This window comes from Flavobacterium sp. AK-301 (genome assembly GCF_058310215.1).
Genome location: NZ_JBZEES010000001.1, coordinates 710,396 through 731,989 on the forward strand (window position 1 = coordinate 710,396; position 21,594 = coordinate 731,989).

Below are 21,594 nucleotides of genomic sequence, written 5' to 3' on the forward strand. Positions count from 1 at the left end.
TTAAAACTGATTTGTAGAAAGTAATACCAAGGTACAAGCTACTTCTGTTTTAATATTATTTAATTTCAGTAACTGATAAAACTCAGGATTTTCCGTTCCCGGATTAAAAATCACTCTTTTGGGCTGTAAACCAATAATGTAATTATAATAATCTCTCTGTCTAATTGGATTCAGATATAGTGTAACTGTATCTATATTTTTAAAAGGCACAGCCTTAGTCTGAATTTTAACTCCGGCTACTTCTCCTTCTTTCTGACCAATAGCAACAGTAGGATTCTCTTTTTCTACCAAACGATTAATTGCCATATTAGAATAACGTTCCGGTTTTGTAGATGCTCCAATAACTAAAGTTCTTTTTGTTCTCATAATTTGTTTATATTCGTCAAAATTAATCAAAATAAGTTGAACTGTATTAATATATTGATTTCCTTCCTTTTCATATCCTATGAAATGAGTGTGTTTGTTTTTATATTAATAACATTAAGTTATTTTTATTTTATTCTCAAATTATCATAAACAAACTAATTTCACGAAAAAACATGGAACTTTTTTTCTACATTTTTGCCGCACTTTTTTCAATAATCAATCCTTTAGGAACTTTGCCTATCTATGTTGGACTTACTGTTGATGAATCAAAAACAGAACGTTCCCGTATTTGTTTATGGACAGCTATTAATGTTTTCCTTATTTTAGTAATTTCTTTTTTTATGGGGAAATATGTACTCTCTTTTTTTGGAATCAGTATCGATGCTTTACGTATTGCAGGGGGCTTAATTATTACAACATCCGGATTCTCTTTACTGACAGGTAGTTTTAAAAAACATAAAGGAATTGATAAGCGTGTAGAAGAAGATGCTGAAAAACGAAATGACATTGCACTTACCCCTTTAGCTATCCCTATGTTAGCCGGTCCCGGATCTATTTCGTTATTAATAACTTTTTATCAGGAATATCAGGAAATCCACGAAAAGATAATTGCAACACTTGCGATTGCCGGAATTGCAGTTGTTATCTTTCTTATACTAAGAAGTGGTCATTATATTGTAAAATTATTAGGAGCCTCCGGTATTAACGCCATCTCAAGAATTGTAGGTTTTATAATTATTGCTATTGGTGTTGAATATATCAGTACTTCTATTGTCAACATATTAAAAACGGTAAAATAATGAGCTGAAATTCGCTCCCGGATACTTTTGAAAGCAAGTAAATGGGAGTGAATTTTCAAACAAAATAAACAAGTTTCATTTTTAGTCTACAAATCCGACAGCTACTGTATTATTGGTCTGTATGTCAATTAAAATAAAAGCTCCATTCTTCTTGTTTTTTTCGTAAGAATCCATGAAAACAGGAGTTGCCAATTTCAATTCAACATCAGCTATCTCATTCAGCTTAATTCCATTTGAATCGATCAGATCCCCTGGATTTTCTGGAGGAATAATCGCTTTTATTTGTTGAAGTCTAGATACAACGGTTCTTGTTCCTGTTTGTAAAACATATTTCCCTCCTATAACTGCTTCTTTTTCATCTAACCAGACAATCATAGCTGCTATATCTTTCTGTATTAATTTTTCTGAAACCTCTTTTACAAACATCGTACCTCTGCTTATATCAACATCATCCTGTAATCGAATCTGAATAGCATCTCCGGCAACAGCTTTCTCAAGAACATCAATGAAACGTCTAATTTCAATCACTTTACTTCTTTTTTCCGAAGGTAAAATGGTTAATTCATCTCCTAATTTCACAGAACCACTAATTATAGTTCCCGTATAAGAACGATAATCCACAAATTCATCATTCTGTACATGTTGTACTAATTGTACATCCATTCTGAAATCTTCATTCACTACAGAATTATCTTGAATGGTGTGCAACAATTCTGAAAGTGTTTCTTCTTTATACCAAGGCGTATTATCTGATTCTAACACAATATTATCCCCTTTCAAAGAACTGATTGGTATAATTTCCACCTGCTGGTTCTGCATAGGGAATTTTGCTATCATATTTTGGATATCAGCTGCTATCTTCAAAAAGACATCTTCACTATAATCAACTAAGTCCATTTTATTAACACAGAAAACAATTGCTTTCAATCGCAATAAACGGCTAATAAAATAATGACGATGTGTTTGTTCCAATAATCCTTTTCTTGCATCAATTAATATAATTGACACTTCAGAATTCGATGCCCCTGTAACCATATTACGGGTATACTCAATATGACCCGGACTATCTGCAATTATAAATTTTCTTTCTTTAGTAGAGAAATAAATATGAGCAACATCTATTGTAATGCCTTGTTCTCTTTCCGCTATTAATCCATCTGTAATAACGGAAAAATCAAGATCTGTCATTCCTTTTTCTTGTGTCTTTTTTTCAATTAAAGCTTCCTGTTCAATTGTCAGCGCATGACTATCATACAATAATCTCCCAATTAAAGTACTTTTACCATCATCAACACTTCCTGCTGTATTTATTCTTAGTAAATCCATAATTTTAAAAGTATCCTCCTTTTTTACGTTGTTCTAAAGCAGCCTCTGAACGTTTATCATCTATTCTTGCTCCACGTTCTGACGATTTTGAAGCTTTATTTTCAATTATTACTGCTTCTACTGAATCTGCTTCAGAAAGTAAAGCCGCAGTACAGGTCATATCACCTACAGTCCTAAAGCGTACAATCTTTTCTTCTAATTCATCGCTATCTACTAAATTTAGATATTCTGAATACGCTAAATAAGCACCATCTCTTTTTACCAGTTTCCTTGTATGAGAAAAATAAATACTTGGTAATGCTAATTTTTCATACTGAATATAATGCCATACATCTTCTTCTGTCCAGTTCGAAATTGGAAAAGCTCTTACATTTTCCCCAAAATGTATTTTCCCGTTTAAAATAGAAAACATTTCCGGTCTTTGTTTTTTAGCATCCCATTGTCCAAAATCATCCCGTACAGAAAAAATACGTTCTTTAGCTCTTGATTTTTCTTCATCCCGTCTGGCCCCTCCCATACAGACATCAAAACCAAATTCCTCAATTGCATCTAGTAATGTAACAGTCTGTAAAGAATTTCTACTGGCATATTTTCCCGTTTCTTCTTGTGCTTTATTTTCATTTATCGAATCCTGAACATAGCGTACAATTATTTCAACACCTAATTCTTTAACTAATTCATCACGAAAAGTAATTGTTTCTGGAAAATTATGCCCTGTATCAATATGTAAAAAAGGAAATGGAATTTTAGCCGGATAAAAAGCTTTCTGGGCTAAACGAGCCAGAGTAATTGAATCTTTTCCTCCGGAAAATAATAATACCGGTTTTTGAAATTGTGCAACTACTTCCCTAATAATATAAATACTTTCGTCTTCTAGCGTTTGTAAGTGTGTTTTTAATAATTTTTCCATTTCTTAATGATTTTTATCTGCCTGTATATGCAGGCCACATTCTTTCTTTCCATTTTCCCACCACCAACGACCAGCTCTAAAATCCTCTCCCTCTTCTAATGCGCGTGTACATGGCGCACAACCGATACTTAAATACCCTTTCTGATATAAACTGTTTACAGGAATACGATTTGTTGCTATGAAATCTTCTACTTCTTTAAGAGAATAGTGTAATAACGGATTAAATTTTATTAATTTAAAAGTAGCATCCCACTCCAGAAACTGCATTGTTTCACGATTAGGTGACTGCTCTGCTCTTAAACCGGTTATCCATAACTGAACACCCTGTAAAGCTTTCTGTAAAGGTTTAACTTTTCTGATGCGACAACACTCTTTTCTATTCTCTATACTATCATAAAAACCATTGACTCCAACAGTATTCACATAAGTCCGAATATCTGTTTCTTCTGGAAAATAAACCTCTATGGGTAATTTCGAATACCTATTTCTAGTACGATGAAAAACTTCATAAGTTTCATTGAACTGCCTCCCTGTGTCAAGAGTAAAAACTCTTATCTTTTCATTAAAAGGAGAAAGAAGATGTGTTAACATCTGATCTTCTATTCCGAAAGAAGTGGAAAATACTTTTTCTCCTTCTACTTTTTCCAGAACATAAATTATTGCTTCAGATATTTCTAATTCTTCTAGTTCCTTATTCCATTCTTGGAGTTTATTATCCTTCATTTTTTCTTGTCAATTTAGACCATGCTCTTTCATGCAGATAATACAAGACTATTTTTGAAAGCACTTCTATACTACCTATAGAGAAAGCAATCTTAACATTTCCAGTCAAAATAAAGGAAATTATCATTGTATCGATTGATCCCACAATACGCCATGTTACTGCTTTTATAACAGAAATCTTCGGACTATCAGAGATGGCTTGCCTAGCTTTTGTTTTAAACAAATCTAACATACTAATTTAATTGTTTTTTTAAACCTTTCAAATATACTATTACTCTATCGGAATAACAGATTAATTAACTAAAAAAAACAATTAATCCACTTTATGTTTTGTTTTACAGGTTTAAAAAAAAACTTCATAGTAAAAACTGAGCAGAATATCCAATAAAATTATAACTACTCGATATTAAAAAGAAAAACTCTGAAATATCAAGAGACGACTTCCTTTATATTTTAAAATCATCGTTTTCATATATATTAAGCATTGGTATCAAGCCATAATTAAACTGTTTTTTTAATAATTTTATATATAATTCTATTTCTTATTATTCCTCCATTTCATCTTTTAAATCCTGATTATTACTAAAAACTACCTTAGCGAAAAACAAGATAATTTAATTATATTAATCTGTTTTTCAAATATATAAACACTATTTATTTTCAAGAAATAAAAAGAAATATAACAAACTCATGAAGTAATAATATATTTTAATTTAGAATAGATACTCTTATTATTTCACAAAAAACCAGAACCATTTAGGTTGAAATTAACGATGTTAAATGTTTAATAAAAAAAAATATTATTTAATAAAAACGCATAAGTTTGCTATCTAAGTTTACTTGTAATAATGCTTCTTTGTTGTAGAGAGAAGAGATAAAATGAAAAAAATAATCTCCATATCGTTATTTTTATTAATGCTACTAGTGGTGTTGTATCCTACTTTAATGTTTCATTTTTGTGAAAATGATCTTATATCAATAAATGATAAATTAGAATATCAGGAGTCTATCTCTTGTGATATGTTTTCTACTCAAAAAGAAAAAAAGTGTTGTGAAAAAACATCAACAAAACACGGTTGTGATCATATTTGTTCTATAAATTTAAACTTAATATTTTCTTTAAAAGAGGAATGGAAACATAGCGTCTCTTTTTTAGACTTAGCAAAAGAATTGTTTTATACTCAGGAAACCAATATTTCTTCCGGTTTCTTTTCCCTTTGGCTTAAACCTAAATTAAGATAATTTACCTCTTAAGTGTGGTCAAATTAGAAGCAAAATATACTTGCTTCATCATTTTTATTTTTTGCTTTTAATAGATTATTAAATGTATGCACTTGTGCATATACTTAATATTCTCATAAAGCTTTATTCATTCACTTCAAATAATTTTTAAAATGAAATCAATTCAAAAAGGATTGGTGGCAATTATCATATTGCTATCAGTTGTAATGTATGGTACACCAACACCAATAAAAAATGCTAAAACCGTAAATGTAAAAATTTATGGAAACTGTAATATGTGTAAGACTACTATTGAGAGAGCCGGATCTGTTGAAAATATTGCTTCGGTAAACTGGAATAAATATACCAAAATAGCTGAGATTACATACAATCAAGAAAAAACAAATCTGGAGGAGATTTTAAAACGTATAGCCTTAGCAGGATATGACAGTGAACAGTTTCTAGCTCCTAACGAGGTATATGAAAAACTTCCGGGATGTTGCCAATATGAAAGAGCAAATAAAATCTAACAAAAGCCTTTAACCTCTTACACTTTAATCCATAAAAATACAATGCTGACATCTTCTTAGAAAGAGAAAGTAATAACTTGGATCATAAAGGTAAGCGATAGTATTGCAAAATAAATTAAACCTATGGTACACAAATTAATAGAATGGTCCTTACGCAACCGTTTCATCGTTTTACTATTATCAGTGGGAATTTTTGTATGGGGAATTTTCTCTATTCAAAATAATCCTATTGATGCTATTCCCGATTTATCAGAAAATCAGGTTATTGTTTTTACCGAATGGATGGGCCGTGCTCCTCAGTTGATTGAAGATCAAATTACTTACCCCCTAGTAACTAATCTTCAAGGATTGCCTAAGATTAAATATGTGCGGGGTAGTTCCATGTTTGGGATGAGCTTTATTTATGTCATTTTTGAAGATGATGTCGATGTTTACTGGGCAAGAGCAAGAGTACTGGAAAGATTAAGCACCATTAGTAGCACTTTACCCAAAGACGCAGCACCACAACTGGGACCTGACGGAACCGGTGTTGGGCATATACTTTGGTATACTTTAGACGCTCCCGGTATTGATCTGGGAGAACAAAGAGCACTACAGGACTGGTATGTGAAATTTGCCCTTCAAAATGTTCCCGGCGTAAGTGAAATCGCCTCTTTTGGGGGATTTCAAAAAGAATATCAGGTTACTATTAATCCTAATAAACTACTGTATTATAAACTATCTGTTCCTGAAGTAATAAATGCTGTTCGTGTTAATAATAATGAAAGTGGCGGAAGAAAATTTGATCTGGGTAATATTGGCTATATTATTAAAACATCCGGCTATCTAAAATCTATTAAGGAAATTGAGAATATTCCACTAAAAAACCAAAATGGTATTCCAATTAAAATCAAGGATATTGGAACTGTGCAAATGAGTGGTGAAACCAGACTGGGTATTTTTGATCATAACGGTACAGGTGAAGTTGTGGGAGGAATAGTAGTCATGCGTTATGGTGAAAATGCAGATGCTGTGATTGATAATGTAAAAGAGAAGATGAAGGAAGTAGCAAAAGGACTTCCAGAAGGTGTGAAATTCAATATTGTTTATGACCGAGGTCATCTGATAAAAGAATCTATTGATTCTGTTAAAGACACACTCATTGAAGAAATGATTGTAGTATCACTTATCGTTATTATTTTCCTTTTCCATTGGCGTAGTGCACTCAGTATCATCATTCAGATCCCAATTACCATTGCAGCAAGTTTTATATTACTCAATGCTTTTGGTATTTCATCTAATATTATGTCATTAACAGGTATTGCTTTAGCTATAGGGGTTATAGTAGATAATGGGATTATTATGAGTGAAAATGCTTATCAACATTTATCACAACGGTATGCTTTATGGCAATCTGAACAACAAAATGAAACAAACTCATATGAAAAGAATTAAAAATATATTCCGCAAAAAACCCCAATGGATTTCTGAACAAGAAAGACTAGAAATAATTGAGCAAAGTAGTAAACAGGTTTCTCGTGGTGTATTCTTTGCTACAATTATTATAATCACTTCTTTCCTTCCCGTTTTTTTACTTACGGGACAGGAAGGTAAATTATTCCATCCGCTAGCTTATACCAAAACTTTTATACTGATTGTGGATGCCCTACTGGTTCTTACATTAGCTCCTGCATTGATTTCTTTTTTTATGAAAGGGAAATTTCGTCCAACGGATACACATCCGGTTAATCGTTTTTTAGAAAAGGTTTATGAACCAATAATCAGGTGGGTACTAAAGTGGAGAAAAACTACTCTGGCTGTGAATATTCTGGCATTATTAATTTCTATCCCTTTATTAATGCGATTGGGAACAGAATTTATGCCTCCTTTAGATGAACAGAGTATTTTATTCATGCCGGTTACCTTGCCAGATGTATCAAACGGAGAAATCAAACGGATTTTACAGGTACAAGATAAAATCATTAAGTCAGTTCCTGAAGTAGAAAGCGTATTGGGAAAAGCAGGACGTGCAAATACAGCTACAGACAACTCGCCTATTAGCATGATAGAAACCATTATTATGCTAAAACCAAAATCAGAGTGGCGTAAAGGGATAGACAAAAAGGACATCATTAATGAACTAGATGCCAAACTACAGATACCAGGTGTGGTAAATGGCTGGACACAACCAATTATCAATCGTATTAATATGCTGGCAACTGGTATACGTACTGATGTTGGAATTAAAATTTATGGACAAAATCTAGATACTATTGCTCGTGTATCGGAAAAAGTGAAGCTGACATTAGAAGGAACACCCGGAGTATCTGATTTATTCGCAGATCCTATTACAGGTGGTAAATATCTGGATATTAATGTCAATCGCCCAGAACTAGCCCGTTATGGATTAACCGTAGATGATGTAAACCAAACTGTGGAATTTGCTTTAGGGGCTGCCTCTATAGGCAATACCGTTGAAGGGCGGAGACGTTTTTCAATAAGTGTCCGTATGGCACAAGATTACAGAAACAGTGTAGAACGTATCAAACGTATTCCTTTACAATCTCCAACTTTTGGAGAAGTACCCTTATCCTCAGTTGCTGATATTAAATTCGTAGATGGTCCACCAATGATTAGTTCAGAAAATGCACTATTGCACGGAGCAGTCATGTTCAATATACGGGATCGCGATATGGGAGGAACAGTACAAGAAGCTATGAAAAAATTAGAGAGTGCAAAAAACATATTACCTGAAGGATACTTTATAGAATGGAGTGGACAATATGAAAATTTAATTAGTGGGGAAAGAACACTCAAGTTAATAGTACCGATTGTACTTCTTATTATTTTCTTTTCGTTGTATTTTGCTTTTCATTCTTTACGTGAAGCCTTTTTAAGCCTGATTACTGTTCCATTTGCATTAATTGGAGGTGCATATATTATCTATTTCTGGGACGTCAATTTATCTGTTGCTGTTGCCGTTGGTTTTATCGCCCTATTTGGCATTGCGGTGGAAACTGGGATTGTGATGGTTATTTATCTCAACGACGCTATGGGACAATTAATCAAAGTGAAAGGAAATTCAAGTGAAACCATTACAAAAAATGATTTGAAGGAATATGTGGTCTACGGCGCTGCAAAACGATTACGTCCGAAATTAATGACAGTTTGCGTTTCTTTATTTGGATTAATTCCTGTTTTATGGTCAAATGGCGTCGGAATGGATGTAATGAAACCAATTGTATTACCAATGATCGGCGGTGTATTTACCTCTGCTGTACATATCTTATTAGTAACCCCGCTTATTTTCTTAATGTCCAAAGAATATGAATTACGAAAATATGGAAAACTCGAAATACATGATGTTAAACATTAAAAAACTGGCAGTACTATTACTTCTACTGCCAATACAATTATTCAGTCAGACAAAACCGGTAATATCGCTGGATACTATTCTGCAAAGAATCGATAAACAAAATGTACTGCTACAAAGTTATGCATTAAAAGCAGAGGGATATAAATACAGCGCTGATGCTGCAACTGCCTGGATGGCGCCTATGATTGGTATTGGTACCTTTATGGTTCCTTATCCATTTCAGGAAACAATGGGTGACAAAGGTTCATTAATGTTCAAAATAGAACAGGATATTCCCAACCCATGGAAAGTAAATAAGAAAAAAAAGTTCATTCATTCACAAGGAAATATTGATAACGCTACAAGAGCAGTAACACTTAATGATTATAAAGCACGGGCAAAAGAATTATATTTTACCTGGATGGTTGCAGAACAGCGAATCAAGGTTCTGGATCAGAATGAAAAAATTATGCTTACCATGAAAAAGATTGAAGAAATAAGGTATCCTTATAATCAATCAAAATTAGGTAATGTATATAAAATTGATGCCAGAATTGAAGAAAACAAAAATATGATTCGCATGCAAGAAGGTGAAATTGCCAAGGCAAGAGCATGGTTAAACAGTTTAATGAATCAACCCGGCACCTTAGATTTTTCTATAGATATGAATTTTACCCCGGTTTTTAATCTTGCATTACATGACACCATAAGCCTAGCAACTGTTCGAGGTGATATAAAAAAAATGGATGCTGAAATTGAATCTATGCAACTGAATATTGTAGCGATGAAAGCGGAAAGAAATCCTGATTTTAAAATCGAATTTGATCACATGAACTCTTTTGATAAAATGATGCCCAATGCCTATTCGGCAATGGTAATGATATCTATTCCAGTAGCTCCCTGGTCATCAAAAATGTACAAATCAGACGTAAAAGCAATGCAATATAATATACAGGCTATGGAAAAAGAGAAATCAGCCATGCTCCAGGAAACGCAAGGTATGTTGTATGGTATGCAGTATGAAATACTAAACATGCAAAAAAGGATCCAGGGGTTAGAAATAAAAATAATTCCGTCCATGCAAAAATCACTGGATGTGAATTTCCTAAACTATCAGGAAAATAAATTACAGATTCCTGTAGTGATTGATTCCTGGGAAGCTTTAAATATGTTACAAAATAACCTTTTGGACGAAAAATTAAAATTATATCAAATGATCGTTGATTATGAAAAAGAACTATATCGCTAAATTAAGCACATTGTTATTTGTTTTGGTCTTTTTATTTTCTTCTTGTAATAAAACCGGAAGCAATAAAAATGAAGTATCGCACCAACATGATACAAAACAAGAATATACCTGTCCCATACATCCAAAAGTGATACAGGATGAACCCGGTAACTGCCCCATATGCGGAATGGATTTAGTAGCCAAACATAATATTCCCAATATGGAAGCATCTATCGATGATAGCCTGAAATACCTTCTGAAACCCGTAAATGAGCAAGTTATTTCCAATATATCCATAATAAAACCTGATGTAGAGACAAAAATATTTTCTCTACAAATAGAAGGAAATATTACTTATGATACCCGAGATCAAACAAGTATTGCCAGTCGAGTAAGTGGAAGAATTGAACGTTTGTTGATAAAATATAATTATCAACCAATAAAAAAAGGTCAATTGATTATGGAAATTTATTCACCAGATTTAGCAGCAGCACAAAGAGAATTACTGTTTATCTATCAATTAGATAAAAATGATAGTATGCTACAAAAAGCAAAAGAAAGACTATTATTATTGGGTATGCAGCAAACTCAGATTATGCATATATTAAATACAGGGGAAATTTCATATCGTATCCCAGTTTACAGCAATGCAAGTGGATATATTTTAGATAAAGTAGCCGTAGGTAGTTCCATTATTTCCAACTCTTCAAGTCCAAATCCAACTATGTCCAGAGATGAAGGTATGGGAAGTATGGGTTCTAGCGGCAGTACTCCTTCAAATAACAACAATTCATCCACTGCTTCTGCTTCACCTATACTATTAAGAGAGGGTCAATATGTAAGTGCAGGTGAATCACTTTTTACAATCTATACAAATAACAATCTTATTGCAGAGTTTTCTTTTGATCCTTCAATATTACCTCACATAAAAAAAGGACAGAGATTAATTTTTTATGAATCTTCAGATAAACAAACAGTACATACCGGTACAATCGGTTTAATTCAACCTGTTTTTAAAGAAGATGGTAATTTTACATTGGCAAGAGTCTACCTAAAAGATGCTAAATTTCAAATAGGAAAATTAGTTACCGCTAATATTCCTATTGTTAGTAGAGGCTGGTGGGTGCCACAAAGTGCAGTTCTTAATTTGGGAAATCAGTCAATCCTTTTCAAAAAAGAACAAGGTGTATTTATCCCTAGAGAAATCAAAACAAAAACTATTGTTAATGGTATGGTACAGATTGATCAGGATATAAGCGACTGGAATATTGCCAGTAACGCTGCATATATGGTAGATAGTGAAAGCTTTATCAAAATAGCTTCAGAAAATAAAATAAAAAAATAAAAAATGAAGAATAAACAAGTTTTACTAACTATTTGTGTTTTTCTGATAATAGTAGCTTTCCCATTTTTATTTACTGCATGTAATAAAAAAGAGGAAACAAAAATTACCCAAGAAAAAATTCAGACGTACACTTGTCCTATGCATCCTCAAATTGTAAAAGAAGGTACTGGATCCTGTCCAATCTGCGGAATGGATTTAGTCCCTTTTGAAAAAAACAATACAGAGGATTTCTTAACCTTAGGAACTAGTCAACAGACCTTAGCTAATCTAACTACAATAGCGGTTGGAGAAAATTTGTTTTCCAATTCCTCTAGACTGAATGGTCGTTTGGTAACCAATCCCGAACAAACTATTTATGTATCAAGTCGTATTGCAGGAAGAATTGAAAAATTGTACGTAAAAGAGACAGGAGTTTCTATCCGAAAAGGACAGCCTTTATATAAAATATATTCAGAAGAACTATCTACTTTAGAACAAGAATACTTACTTACTTCCGCACAGGTCGCCAGCTTTCCTGACGATAAACATTTTTATCAAATGAAAAATGCAGCAAAGCAGAAACTATTATTGTATGGACAATCTGAAGCCCAGCTGAACGATTTAGCAAAGAATCAAAAAACGTCACCTTATATAGTTTATTATGCACCAAATTCAGGAACAGTTGCAGAACTTTCCGTTACCGAAGGTCAATATGTTGGAGAAGGCGGTTCTATTATGAAACTAGAAGATTATAATCGTTTATGGGTGGAAGCTGATGTATACCCATCTCATGCGAATAAAATTAAAGCAGGGCAAAAAGTAAAAGTAATAGTTTCCGGCTATGAAGACCATCCAGAAGTAATGACTATTGATTTTATTAATCCTGTATTACAAATCAACAAGCAGATAATGCAGATACGTGGTACTATAAACAATCTCAATAATCAATGGCAGGCTGGTTTACAAGCAGTTGTTTTACTGCCTACTTCTGAACAAAAACACACATTGACTCTACCTGTGGATGCCGTAATCAGAGATGGTTATGGTACACATGTGTGGATTGAAATAGAAAAAGGAAAATACTCACCAAGAATGATAACAATTGGAGAAGAAACATTTGACGAAGTAGAAATTACCAACGGATTAAAAAAAGGAGAGACTGTTGTTGTTACAGGAGCATATCTCTTATATAGCGAATTTATTTTAAAGAAAGGTAAAAATCCAATATCCGAAATGAAAATGTAATAATCAATTAACACTTATATATACTATGAAAAAATTAATCAGAATAACAACTCCTATAGTAGCAATCTTTTTATTAAGCGCGTGTGGAGAAAAGGGAACTAAACAAAACAATGATGATCACAATAAAGACGACAAAGAACCAATTCAAGAAGTACCGATACACAAATTAAAAATAAAAGATGATCTTTTAAATGCGATCTATACGCATTATGAACATTTAACTTCAGCACTTATTGAAGGGAATGTTACTCAGGCGAAATTAGCTGCCAACGAAATCGAAGCAGGTGCAAAAGAAATAAACGGGAATACCTCTCTTATGTTGAGTACCTCAGTAATCATTGCTACATCAGACATTGAAAAACAACGATTAGCATATTCAAAATTGAGTAACGATCTGATTGTACTACTCAAAAAAGCCCGTATGACGGAAGGAGAATTATATGTAGAATTCTGCCCTATGGCTTTTGACAATAAAGGGGCATCATGGATCAGTTCCACTAACGAAATTCGCAATCCTTACTTTGGAGACAAAATGCTAAAATGTGGTGAAGTCAAAGATACAATCAAGTAATAATATGACACTTTTTTTTGAATACTGCTAATAATATCTTTGGGGTTTTACCCTATATTTAGAGGCAAAATTATATGGAAAGGACTACTTCTAACAGTAGTCCTTTTATATTCAAAAATATCTAATCAGTTACAACAATCAAGTTCTTAACTATAGTATTTGTTTTAGTTACTTTAATGGATTATCAATAATATATAAACAATCTAGATCTATTTAATTTGTCTTTTATTTTTGACAACTATTCGATTTTTGGTAAAAAGATCTCTGCCATCATACATCGGGCACTTCCACCTCCACAAGCCTCAATTGTATCTAAACTTGAACTCAATATCACACAATGTTTTTCAATAGCTGTAATTTGTGTTTTTGTTAAACTCTGATGTGCTGATGCACTCATAATAAGATATCTCTTATCATCTTTTCCTCGTACCTCTAACATATTACCTGCAAAATTATTTACCTGATCTTCTGTTATTGCAATTATTTCTTTTCCATCTGATTTCAAACTATCAACAACCATTTTACGCTCTTTCTTATCATCTATACTATCCAGACAGATTACAGAAAATGTTTCTCCTAAACACATCATTACATTAGTATGATAAATCAATTTTCGTTCTTTTTCAACAGTTTGAAATGCTTCAAAAATTACAGGTGTATATTCAAAATCTTCACAGAACTCAATCATTAGTTCTTCATCTGCTCGTGGAGATAAAGCACAATATGCTTTCCCGTTTGCTCTATCCAAAAGTAAACTGCCTGTTCCTTCTAAAAAAATGCTATCTTCTTCAGCAGAGGTATAATCAACAATATTATTAATTTTAAAACCTTTCTCTTCCAGAATATCAAGAATATCTTCTCTTCTTTCTAAACGTCTGTTTTTAGCAAACATAGGATACAAAGCAACATCACCATTTTCATGAAATGAAATCCAATTATTAGGAAATATGGAATCCGGTGTATCTGGATTTAAAGTATCTTCTACAACAATTACGTTAACGCCTACTTCTTTTAATTTCTCAACAAAATTATCAAATTCCTGCTGAGCTTGTGTATTTACGGTTATCGGTGAAAGATTATCAAGTACTTTCTGATAATAATTATTTACAGCTGTCTGTTCATTCATACGAAAGGCAACCGGACGAATCATCAATATAGAATTAGTAGTTTGTTTCATTATATAAATAATTTATAATATATTTAAAAGAGTAAAAAACTCTAGGCGTAAATAATAATTAAATTTAATCTCGAATCAAAGGTAAAGTTGAACAACGCAAAAGACCTTCCTGTTTTGCTATTTCTGCATAAGGAATTTCTTCAACAATAAATCCCTGCTCCCGAAGCCAGTTATTTAATCTGGTGAAATTTCTTTCAGATACTACAACATCCGGAGCAATAGAAAACACATTTGAATTCATATTGTACATTTCATCTCTTTCAATATGGAATAAGTTCTCTTTACCAAAAAGATCAACCAAAAATAAATAATCTGCTTCTTCACGGAAACCTCTTTTATAAATAACACCTTTATTCTTACCTACCGGCTGAAAACAACAATCCAGATGTAAAGCATTATCACGAGCTTCTATTTTTGATTTCACTAAATCAAATTCTTTTACAATTTTATCAGGAAAAAGAGACCTCAGAAAAGCAACTCCTTCCATATTTGTACGGGCAGTTATATAATCTTTATAATCACTCCCTTTATAAGTACCTACAAAAATATAGTCATCCCAAAGCATCACATCTCCTCCTTCAATATGGACTTCTTCAGGAGGTCTTACGACAAGACTAGGTTTGATCTGATCTATAACATACTGGATTGCATCTAGTTCTTTCTCACGATCGGGTAAAATATTTGCTTTGATAAAAATATCATCAATAACAAAACCTATATCACGACAAAAGATCTGATTACAGTTCTCAATTATTTCAGGACGATATACTTTAACATCATATTTTTCAAAAACAGCATTAAAAGCTTCCATCTCTTTAATCATATCTTTCTCAACAGGGTAAGTCCCCGCTATAATATGTTCTAATGATTTTGGATCATAAGCCTCTTCTTTCGTCGGAGTCGGTCCATTATTCTCTGCTGTTCCTAAAACTACAGCTCTTAATCTTGATGTTTCGTTCTTTACATTTAATGATAACATAGTCTATGGGGCTTTTAGCAAATATAAAAAAAAAGCTTCACGATTGGTGAAGCTTTTTCGAATATTGAATTTTGACAGATTATCTTTTATCAATAGTTTTGAAGTCTCTCAACGGATGCCCTATAAAAACCTGGCGGGGACGTCCTATCGGCTCTTTATTTTCTCTCATTTCTTTCCATTGAGCAATCCAACCCGGTAAACGTCCGATAGCAAACATTACTGTAAACATTTCAGTTGGAATACCTAATGCTCGATAGATGATTCCTGAATAGAAATCAACATTCGGATATAAGTTTCTTGATTTGAAATATTCGTCTTCTAATGCTGCTTTTTCTAATTTTTTAGCAATTTCCAAGATCGGATCATCAATTCCTAATATCTCTAATACTTTATCTGCTGCTGCTTTAATAATTCTGGCTCTCGGATCGAAGTTTTTATACACTCTGTGCCCAAAGCCCATTAATCGGAAAGGATCGTCTTTGTCTTTTGCTTTTGCAAAATATTTATCTGTATCTCCTCCGTTTTTAGCTATTTCTTCTAACATTTCTAATACCGCCTGATTAGCTCCCCCGTGAAGCGGTCCCCATAAAGCAGAAACTCCTGCAGAAACGGAAGCAAACAAACCTGCATGTGATGAACCAACCATTCTTACTGTAGAAGTAGAACAGTTTTGCTCGTGATCTGCATGAAGAATAAATAATTTATCTAATGCATTAGCAATAATAGGATCTATCTTGTACGGTTCTGTAGGTAATGCAAACATTAAGTTTAAAAAATTATCTACATAACCTTTTGTATTATCATAATAATTTAAAGGATAACCTTCTTTTTTTCTGTACGTCCAGGTTGCGATAACTAAGAATTTCCCCATAGTTTTGCACACTGCTTCATACATTTCTTTTTCATTCTCTACATTTACTGATTTAGGATTAAAAGCAGTTAGTGCACTTGTTAATGAAGCTAACACTCCCATTGGATGAGCTGTTTTAGGAAAGCCATCGATGATGTTTTTCATTTCTTCATTTACTAAAGTATATTTTCGAATATCTTTTTCGAATTTTTCTAACTGAGCTTTTGTAGGTAATTCTCCGAAAACCAATAAAAATGAAACTTCAAGAAAACTAGACTTTTCTGCTAAATCTTCAATTGAATAACCTCTATATCGTAAAATCCCTTTTTCTCCATCAAGGTAAGTAATTCCACTTTCACAAGAACCTGAATTTTTAAAGCCAGGGTCAAGTGTTATAGCACCTGTTGCGCTACGTAACTTGTCGATATCAATAGCAACTTCATTTTCAGTTCCCACGATAACAGGAAACTCATATTTTTTGCCATCAATCTCTAATACTGCTGTTTTTGACATGATATTATTAGGAGTTAAATGTAAATTAAATTAATGTATCTGCGAATTTAAGTAATTTACCCTTAACTGTAAAGGAAACAGAACACCTATTTTGTTAACAATTATATAAATAAGAGAAAAAGGCCAATGATTTAACATTGGCCCAAATTCTAAATTGATTTAAAATAAAATTACTTTATTTTAAAAGCTTTCTCTTTTGGAAAATAAGCTACATCAGCTAATTCTTCCTCAATTCTAAGTAATTGATTATATTTTGCCATACGATCACTACGCGAAGCCGAACCGGTCTTAATCTGACCTGTGTTTAATGCAACTGCAAGGTCTGCAATTGTATTATCTTCTGTTTCTCCTGAACGATGAGACATCACAGAAGTATAACCCGCGTTATGCGCCATATTAACCGCTGCAATTGTTTCTGTTAATGTTCCTATCTGATTTACTTTAATCAGAATAGAATTGGCAATACCGTTTTCAATACCTCTTTCTAATCGTTCTACATTCGTTACGAACAAATCATCTCCAACCAACTGAACTTTATTTCCTATTTTATCTGTTAAATACTTCCATCCATCCCAATCATTTTCATCCATTCCGTCCTCAATAGAAATAATAGGATACTTAGAAACTAATTCTGCTAAATAATCAGCTTGTTCGTGAGAAGTTCTTATCTTTCCTTTATCTCCCTCAAATTTAGTATAATCGTATTTTCCGTTTTCATAGAATTCAGCAGAAGCACAATCCAAAGCGATCATAACTTCATCACCTGCTTTATAACCTGCATTTCCAATAGCTTGAATGATTGTTTCTAACGCATCTTCAGTGCCATCTAACGTAGGTGCAAAACCTCCTTCATCCCCAACAGCAGTACTTAAACCTCTGTCATGCAACACTTTTTTTAGATTATGAAAAATTTCTGTCCCCATCTGCATTGCATGAGTAAAATTTTTAGCTTTTACCGGCATAATCATAAATTCCTGAAATGCAATCGGCGCATCAGAATGCGACCCTCCGTTAATGATATTCATCATCGGTACCGGTAAAGTATTTGCACTTACACCTCCTACATATCTATACAAAGGCATCCCTAACTCATTTGCAGCCGCTTTTGCTGCTGCCAGAGAAACTCCTAAAATAGCATTTGCTCCTAATTTAGATTTATTAGGGGTACCATCTAAATCTATCATAATCTGATCAATCAGATTTTGTTCAAAAACAGAAACTCCTAATAAGTTTTCTGCAATAGTTGTATTTACATTCTCAATTGCCTTAGAAACTCCTTTGCCCATGTATGCATTTCCACCGTCTCTAAGCTCAACAGCCTCATGTTCTCCTGTTGAAGCACCAGATGGAACCGCCGCTCTTCCAAGCACTCCTGTTTCTGTTATGACATCTACTTCTATTGTTGGATTTCCTCTCGAATCAAGAATTTGCCTTGCGTGAATTTTAATAATAATACTCATATTTTCAACTATTTGTTATTACTTAAGTCTATTTCCTCTGAAAAGTATAAAATTATATTGTATCTGAAAACTATATAAGGATAAATTAAACCTTCTATAAAAAATTCAAACGTTTTAGTTCATAACAATTTTTATTCTTAAAAATTATTATGATCTATTTTATCACTTTTGAGTAAAAAATCTCTATTATGTTTCTTTATATTCTCAATAAACTGATCAAATAAATAAGAAGAATCATGAGGACCGGGACTTGCTTCAGGATGATACTGAACTGAAAAACAATTTTTATTCTTCATCTTCATCCCCGCGACAGTACCATCATTTAAATGCACATGAGTAATTTCAAAATCAACATTTCTCTCCAGTTCTTCTTTCACCACTGCAAAACCGTGGTTTTGAGAAGTAATCTCTCCTTTTCCAGAAACCAGGTTCATTACAGGATGGTTTATTCCTCTATGCCCATTAAACATCTTATAAGTAGATATACCATTAGCCAAAGCAATTATCTGATGTCCCAAACAAATACCAAATAAAGGTTTATTATTTTCCAATATCTTTTTTGCTACTTCCTGTACTCCGAATAAAGGATCAGGATCTCCGGGACCATTAGACAGAAAATATCCATCCGGATTAAATTCACTTAACATCTCATAAGTAGCATCATAAGGGAATACTTTAATATAACAATCTCTCTTAGCAAAGTTTCGTAAAATATTCTTTTTAATCCCAAGATCTAATGCTGCAATTTTATAAGTTGCGTCCGCATCTCCATAATAATAAGGTTCAGCAGTGGAAACTTTAGAAGCTAATTCTAAACCTTCCATATTTGGCACTTCTGCTAATTGTTTTTTTAATTTCTCTATATCATTAACTTCTGTTGATATTAAAGCATTCATTGCTCCATTATCTCTAATGTAACTTACCAGTGCTCTTGTATCAACATCTGAAATTACTACTAAATTATGTTTTGCAAAATAATCTTCTAAACTTCCGGAAGCCTTTTCTCTTGAATAATCAAAACTAAAATTTTTACAAACTAATCCTGAAATTTTAATTGACTCAGATTCAACTTCTTTATCATTTACTCCATAATTACCAATATGCGGATTAGTAGCTACCATAATCTGACCAAAATAAGACGGATCAGTAAAAATTTCCTGATATCCTGTCATCCCGGTGTTGAAACATACTTCTCCAAAAACTGTTCCTTGGATACCAATAGATTTTCCGTGAAAAATAGTTCCGTCGCTTAACAGTAGAATAGCTTGATTACGATTTGTGTATTTCATGTAAAGTATTTATTGTGTTGTTAAAACAGCTAATTATTTATTAGTCTTTATTTCAAAGAAACTTTAAAGCTAATTACAAAACCAAACTTAACTTATTGTACTGAATATAAATGTGTCTATACATTTTTTAAGTTTGGCAAATTTAAATCAAAAAAAAAGGATAAACTAAAAAAAGTTTATCCTTTGTTATTATGAATATCATCTGTTCATGATTATTCAGTAGCTTCAGTTTTATCAGAAGCAGTTTCAGCAGTCGGAGCTTCAGGAGTACCTTCAGCTTTTTTTGCTTTACCACCACGACGACTTTTTGCTTTTTTAACTTCTTTTTTACCACCAGTGTAAAGTTCGTTAAAATCTACTAGTTCGATCATTGCCATATCTGCATTATCCCCTAAACGATTACCTAATTTGATAATACGGGTATAACCACCTGGACGATCTCCTACTTTAGCAGCTACATCTCTGAATAATTCAGTTACAGCATATTTACTTCTTAAATAAGAGAAAACAATACGTCTGTTATGAGTAGTATCTTCTTTTGATTTTGTGATCAAAGGCTCTACAAATTGCTTAAGAGCTTTGGCCTTAGCAACAGTGGTATTGATACGCTTGTGCTCGATTAAAGAACAAGCCATATTAGCTAGCATAGATTTTCTATGTGCTGTCTGTCTGCCTAAGTGATTGAATTTTTTTCCGTGTCTCATTGCTATCTACAATTTAATCTCGCCAAAAGGCGGATTAGATTTTATTCTTTATCTAATTTATATTTAGCTAAATCCATTCCGAAATGTAAATTTTTAACCGCTACAAGTTCATCCAGCTCTGTTAAAGATTTTTTACCAAAATTACGGAATTTCATTAAGTCATTTTTATTAAATGATACTAAGTCGCCTAATGTATCAACTTCAGCCGCTTTTAAACAATTTAATGCTCTAACAGATAAGTCCATATCAACAAGCTTCGTTTTAAGCAGTTGTCTCATATGTAATGACTCTTCATCATATGATTCTGTTTGAGCAATTTCGTCAGCCTCAAGTGTTATTCTTTCATCGGAAAACAACATGAAATGGTGAATCAATGTTTTTGCAGCTTCAGTTAAAGCATCTTTTGGATGAATAGAACCATCTGTTTTGATTTCAAAAACTAATTTTTCATAATCGGTTTTTTGCTCAACACGGAAGTTTTCAATTGAATACTTTACATTCTTTACAGGTGTAAAGATTGAGTCAGTAAAAATTGTTCCAATTGCTGCATTCTGTTTTTTGTTCTCTTCTGCAGGAACATATCCTCTTCCTTTTTCAATTGTTAACTCAACATTCAAGTTAACTTTACTATCTAGATTACAGATTACTAATTCTGGATTAAGAACCTGAAATCCTGAAATAAATTTTTGAAAATCTCCTGCTGTAAGTTGTTCTTTTCCAGAAATTGAAATTGTAACAGATTCATTATCTACATCTTCTATCTGACGTTTAAAACGAACTTGCTTTAAATTTAAAATAATCTCGGTAACATCTTCAACTACACCAGGAATGGTAGAAAATTCATGATCAACACCTTCGATACGAACAGATGTGATTGCATAACCTTCCAATGCAGAAAGTAAAACTCTTCTAAGTGCATTACCAACAGTCAATCCATAACCAGGTTCTAAAGGTCTAAATTCAAATTTACCTTCAAAATCGGTTGAATCGATCATGATAACTTTATCGGGCTTCTGAAAATTAAATATTGCCATACTTTCGACT

At 32.7% G+C, this 21,594-nt stretch carries 21 protein-coding genes; 9 read left to right on the forward strand and 12 right to left on the reverse strand.

Annotated elements, in window-relative coordinates:
* On the reverse strand, positions 1-366 hold the full coding sequence (locus AC4FQX_RS03260) for a CoA-binding protein (RefSeq protein ID WP_491166231.1): 366 nt from the start codon (positions 364-366) through the stop codon (positions 1-3).
* A gap of 173 nt (positions 367-539) precedes the next feature.
* Here AC4FQX_RS03260 and AC4FQX_RS03265 point away from each other — a divergent pair, with 173 nt between their 5' ends.
* Positions 540-1,166 (forward strand): MarC family NAAT transporter, encoded by a 627-nt coding sequence (locus AC4FQX_RS03265; protein WP_491166232.1) that lies wholly within the window; start codon positions 540-542, stop codon positions 1,164-1,166.
* Between the two features lie 81 nt (positions 1,167-1,247).
* Here AC4FQX_RS03265 and AC4FQX_RS03270 read toward each other — a convergent pair whose 3' ends face one another.
* From AC4FQX_RS03270 to AC4FQX_RS03285, 4 genes are read right to left on the reverse strand one after another with little or no spacing between them, the layout of a single operon-like run.
* Positions 1,248-2,492, reverse strand: a complete 1,245-nt coding sequence (locus AC4FQX_RS03270) for a sulfate adenylyltransferase subunit 1 (protein ID WP_491166233.1) — start codon at positions 2,490-2,492, stop codon at positions 1,248-1,250.
* A gap of 4 nt (positions 2,493-2,496) precedes the next feature.
* Positions 2,497-3,402: a sulfate adenylyltransferase subunit CysD gene (gene cysD, locus AC4FQX_RS03275; protein WP_491166234.1), complete on the reverse strand. Its 906-nt coding sequence runs from the start codon at positions 3,400-3,402 to the stop codon at positions 2,497-2,499.
* A 3-nt stretch (positions 3,403-3,405) separates the two neighbouring features.
* Positions 3,406-4,125, reverse strand: a complete 720-nt coding sequence (locus AC4FQX_RS03280; protein ID WP_491166235.1) for a phosphoadenylyl-sulfate reductase — start codon at positions 4,123-4,125, stop codon at positions 3,406-3,408.
* Positions 4,115-4,357, reverse strand: a complete 243-nt coding sequence (locus tag AC4FQX_RS03285; RefSeq protein ID WP_491166236.1) for a DUF2061 domain-containing protein — start codon at positions 4,355-4,357, stop codon at positions 4,115-4,117. The genes AC4FQX_RS03280 and AC4FQX_RS03285 overlap by 11 nt, the downstream gene beginning before the upstream one ends.
* Positions 4,358-5,004: 647 nt before the next feature.
* Between AC4FQX_RS03285 and AC4FQX_RS03290 the strand changes: the two genes are divergently transcribed.
* The 8 genes from AC4FQX_RS03290 to AC4FQX_RS03325 all read left to right on the forward strand — a co-directional run bounded on the left by AC4FQX_RS03290 (position 5,005) and on the right by AC4FQX_RS03325 (position 13,578).
* Positions 5,005-5,367: an HYC_CC_PP family protein gene (locus tag AC4FQX_RS03290; RefSeq protein WP_491166237.1), complete on the forward strand. Its 363-nt coding sequence runs from the start codon at positions 5,005-5,007 to the stop codon at positions 5,365-5,367.
* A 152-nt stretch (positions 5,368-5,519) separates the two neighbouring features.
* Entirely contained in the window at positions 5,520-5,876 is a 357-nt protein-coding gene (locus tag AC4FQX_RS03295; protein WP_491166238.1) for a heavy-metal-associated domain-containing protein, read from the forward strand.
* 123 nt (positions 5,877-5,999) lie between these two features.
* Positions 6,000-7,310 (forward strand): efflux RND transporter permease subunit, encoded by a 1,311-nt coding sequence (locus tag AC4FQX_RS03300; protein ID WP_491166239.1) that lies wholly within the window; start codon positions 6,000-6,002, stop codon positions 7,308-7,310.
* Complete coding sequence (locus AC4FQX_RS03305) at positions 7,297-9,231, forward strand: efflux RND transporter permease subunit (RefSeq protein WP_491166240.1); 1,935 nt, start codon at positions 7,297-7,299, stop codon at positions 9,229-9,231. Before AC4FQX_RS03300 ends, AC4FQX_RS03305 begins: the two co-directional genes overlap by 14 nt.
* Positions 9,197-10,459 carry a TolC family protein gene (locus AC4FQX_RS03310; RefSeq protein WP_491166241.1) on the forward strand — a complete coding sequence of 421 codons (1,263 nt, stop codon included), beginning with the start codon at positions 9,197-9,199 and terminating at the stop codon, positions 10,457-10,459. The genes AC4FQX_RS03305 and AC4FQX_RS03310 overlap by 35 nt, the downstream gene beginning before the upstream one ends.
* Positions 10,437-11,783 (forward strand): heavy metal-binding domain-containing protein, encoded by a 1,347-nt coding sequence (locus AC4FQX_RS03315; RefSeq protein ID WP_491166242.1) that lies wholly within the window; start codon positions 10,437-10,439, stop codon positions 11,781-11,783. The genes AC4FQX_RS03310 and AC4FQX_RS03315 overlap by 23 nt, the downstream gene beginning before the upstream one ends.
* Positions 11,784-11,786: 3 nt before the next feature.
* Positions 11,787-13,007 carry an efflux RND transporter periplasmic adaptor subunit gene (locus AC4FQX_RS03320; protein ID WP_491166243.1) on the forward strand — a complete coding sequence of 407 codons (1,221 nt, stop codon included), beginning with the start codon at positions 11,787-11,789 and terminating at the stop codon, positions 13,005-13,007.
* Positions 13,008-13,032: 25 nt separating this feature from the next.
* Complete coding sequence (locus AC4FQX_RS03325) at positions 13,033-13,578, forward strand: DUF3347 domain-containing protein (RefSeq protein WP_491166244.1); 546 nt, start codon at positions 13,033-13,035, stop codon at positions 13,576-13,578.
* A gap of 238 nt (positions 13,579-13,816) precedes the next feature.
* On the opposite strand, the gene ctlX is transcribed toward AC4FQX_RS03325, so the two are convergent.
* From ctlX to AC4FQX_RS03360, 7 genes are all read right to left on the reverse strand, one after another.
* On the reverse strand, positions 13,817-14,755 hold the full coding sequence (gene ctlX, locus AC4FQX_RS03330; protein ID WP_491166245.1) for a citrulline utilization hydrolase CtlX: 939 nt from the start codon (positions 14,753-14,755) through the stop codon (positions 13,817-13,819).
* Positions 14,756-14,819: 64 nt separating this feature from the next.
* Complete coding sequence (locus tag AC4FQX_RS03335) at positions 14,820-15,734, reverse strand: dimethylarginine dimethylaminohydrolase family protein (protein ID WP_491166246.1); 915 nt, start codon at positions 15,732-15,734, stop codon at positions 14,820-14,822.
* Between the two features lie 79 nt (positions 15,735-15,813).
* On the reverse strand, positions 15,814-17,097 hold the full coding sequence (locus tag AC4FQX_RS03340) for a citrate synthase (RefSeq protein WP_491166247.1): 1,284 nt from the start codon (positions 17,095-17,097) through the stop codon (positions 15,814-15,816).
* A gap of 170 nt (positions 17,098-17,267) precedes the next feature.
* Positions 17,268-18,557, reverse strand: coding sequence for a phosphopyruvate hydratase (gene eno, locus AC4FQX_RS03345; protein ID WP_491166248.1), 1,290 nt, complete (start codon positions 18,555-18,557; stop codon positions 17,268-17,270).
* A 137-nt stretch (positions 18,558-18,694) separates the two neighbouring features.
* A complete protein-coding gene (gene carA, locus AC4FQX_RS03350; RefSeq protein ID WP_491166249.1) occupies positions 18,695-19,846 on the reverse strand; it encodes a glutamine-hydrolyzing carbamoyl-phosphate synthase small subunit in 1,152 nt (383 codons plus the stop codon).
* A gap of 212 nt (positions 19,847-20,058) precedes the next feature.
* The gene (gene rplQ, locus AC4FQX_RS03355) at positions 20,059-20,550 is read right to left on the reverse strand and encodes a 50S ribosomal protein L17 (protein WP_491166250.1); all 492 of its coding nucleotides are present in this window, start codon (positions 20,548-20,550) and stop codon (positions 20,059-20,061) included.
* Between the two features lie 41 nt (positions 20,551-20,591).
* Positions 20,592-21,584 (reverse strand): DNA-directed RNA polymerase subunit alpha, encoded by a 993-nt coding sequence (locus AC4FQX_RS03360; RefSeq protein WP_491166251.1) that lies wholly within the window; start codon positions 21,582-21,584, stop codon positions 20,592-20,594.
* Positions 21,585-21,594 lie beyond the last annotated feature (10 nt).

Bases quoted from the DNA above. Each gene is read 5' to 3' on its own strand.
- AC4FQX_RS03340 (WP_491166247.1), bottom strand. From the start codon at position 17,097: ATGTCAAAAACAGCAGTATTAGAGATTGATGGCAAAAAATATGAGTTT.
- AC4FQX_RS03315 (WP_491166242.1), top strand. From the start codon at position 10,437: ATGAAAAAGAACTATATCGCTAAATTAAGCACATTGTTATTTGTTTTG.
- AC4FQX_RS03360 (WP_491166251.1), bottom strand. From the start codon at position 21,584: ATGGCAATATTTAATTTTCAGAAGCCCGATAAAGTTATCATGATCGAT.
- rplQ (WP_491166250.1), bottom strand. From the start codon at position 20,550: ATGAGACACGGAAAAAAATTCAATCACTTAGGCAGACAGACAGCACAT.
- AC4FQX_RS03265 (WP_491166232.1), top strand. From the start codon at position 540: ATGGAACTTTTTTTCTACATTTTTGCCGCACTTTTTTCAATAATCAAT.
- AC4FQX_RS03285 (WP_491166236.1), bottom strand. From the start codon at position 4,357: ATGTTAGATTTGTTTAAAACAAAAGCTAGGCAAGCCATCTCTGATAGT.
- AC4FQX_RS03310 (WP_491166241.1), top strand. From the start codon at position 9,197: ATGGAAAACTCGAAATACATGATGTTAAACATTAAAAAACTGGCAGTA.
- AC4FQX_RS03300 (WP_491166239.1), top strand. From the start codon at position 6,000: ATGGTACACAAATTAATAGAATGGTCCTTACGCAACCGTTTCATCGTT.
- AC4FQX_RS03270 (WP_491166233.1), bottom strand. From the start codon at position 2,492: ATGGATTTACTAAGAATAAATACAGCAGGAAGTGTTGATGATGGTAAA.
- AC4FQX_RS03325 (WP_491166244.1), top strand. From the start codon at position 13,033: ATGAAAAAATTAATCAGAATAACAACTCCTATAGTAGCAATCTTTTTA.
- AC4FQX_RS03295 (WP_491166238.1), top strand. From the start codon at position 5,520: ATGAAATCAATTCAAAAAGGATTGGTGGCAATTATCATATTGCTATCA.
- AC4FQX_RS03320 (WP_491166243.1), top strand. From the start codon at position 11,787: ATGAAGAATAAACAAGTTTTACTAACTATTTGTGTTTTTCTGATAATA.
- carA (WP_491166249.1), bottom strand. From the start codon at position 19,846: ATGAAATACACAAATCGTAATCAAGCTATTCTACTGTTAAGCGACGGA.
- ctlX (WP_491166245.1), bottom strand. From the start codon at position 14,755: ATGAAACAAACTACTAATTCTATATTGATGATTCGTCCGGTTGCCTTT.
- AC4FQX_RS03280 (WP_491166235.1), bottom strand. From the start codon at position 4,125: ATGAAGGATAATAAACTCCAAGAATGGAATAAGGAACTAGAAGAATTA.
- AC4FQX_RS03290 (WP_491166237.1), top strand. From the start codon at position 5,005: ATGAAAAAAATAATCTCCATATCGTTATTTTTATTAATGCTACTAGTG.
- cysD (WP_491166234.1), bottom strand. From the start codon at position 3,402: ATGGAAAAATTATTAAAAACACACTTACAAACGCTAGAAGACGAAAGT.
- eno (WP_491166248.1), bottom strand. From the start codon at position 18,557: ATGAGTATTATTATTAAAATTCACGCAAGGCAAATTCTTGATTCGAGA.
- AC4FQX_RS03260 (WP_491166231.1), bottom strand. From the start codon at position 366: ATGAGAACAAAAAGAACTTTAGTTATTGGAGCATCTACAAAACCGGAA.
- AC4FQX_RS03335 (WP_491166246.1), bottom strand. From the start codon at position 15,734: ATGTTATCATTAAATGTAAAGAACGAAACATCAAGATTAAGAGCTGTA.
- AC4FQX_RS03305 (WP_491166240.1), top strand. From the start codon at position 7,297: ATGAAAAGAATTAAAAATATATTCCGCAAAAAACCCCAATGGATTTCT.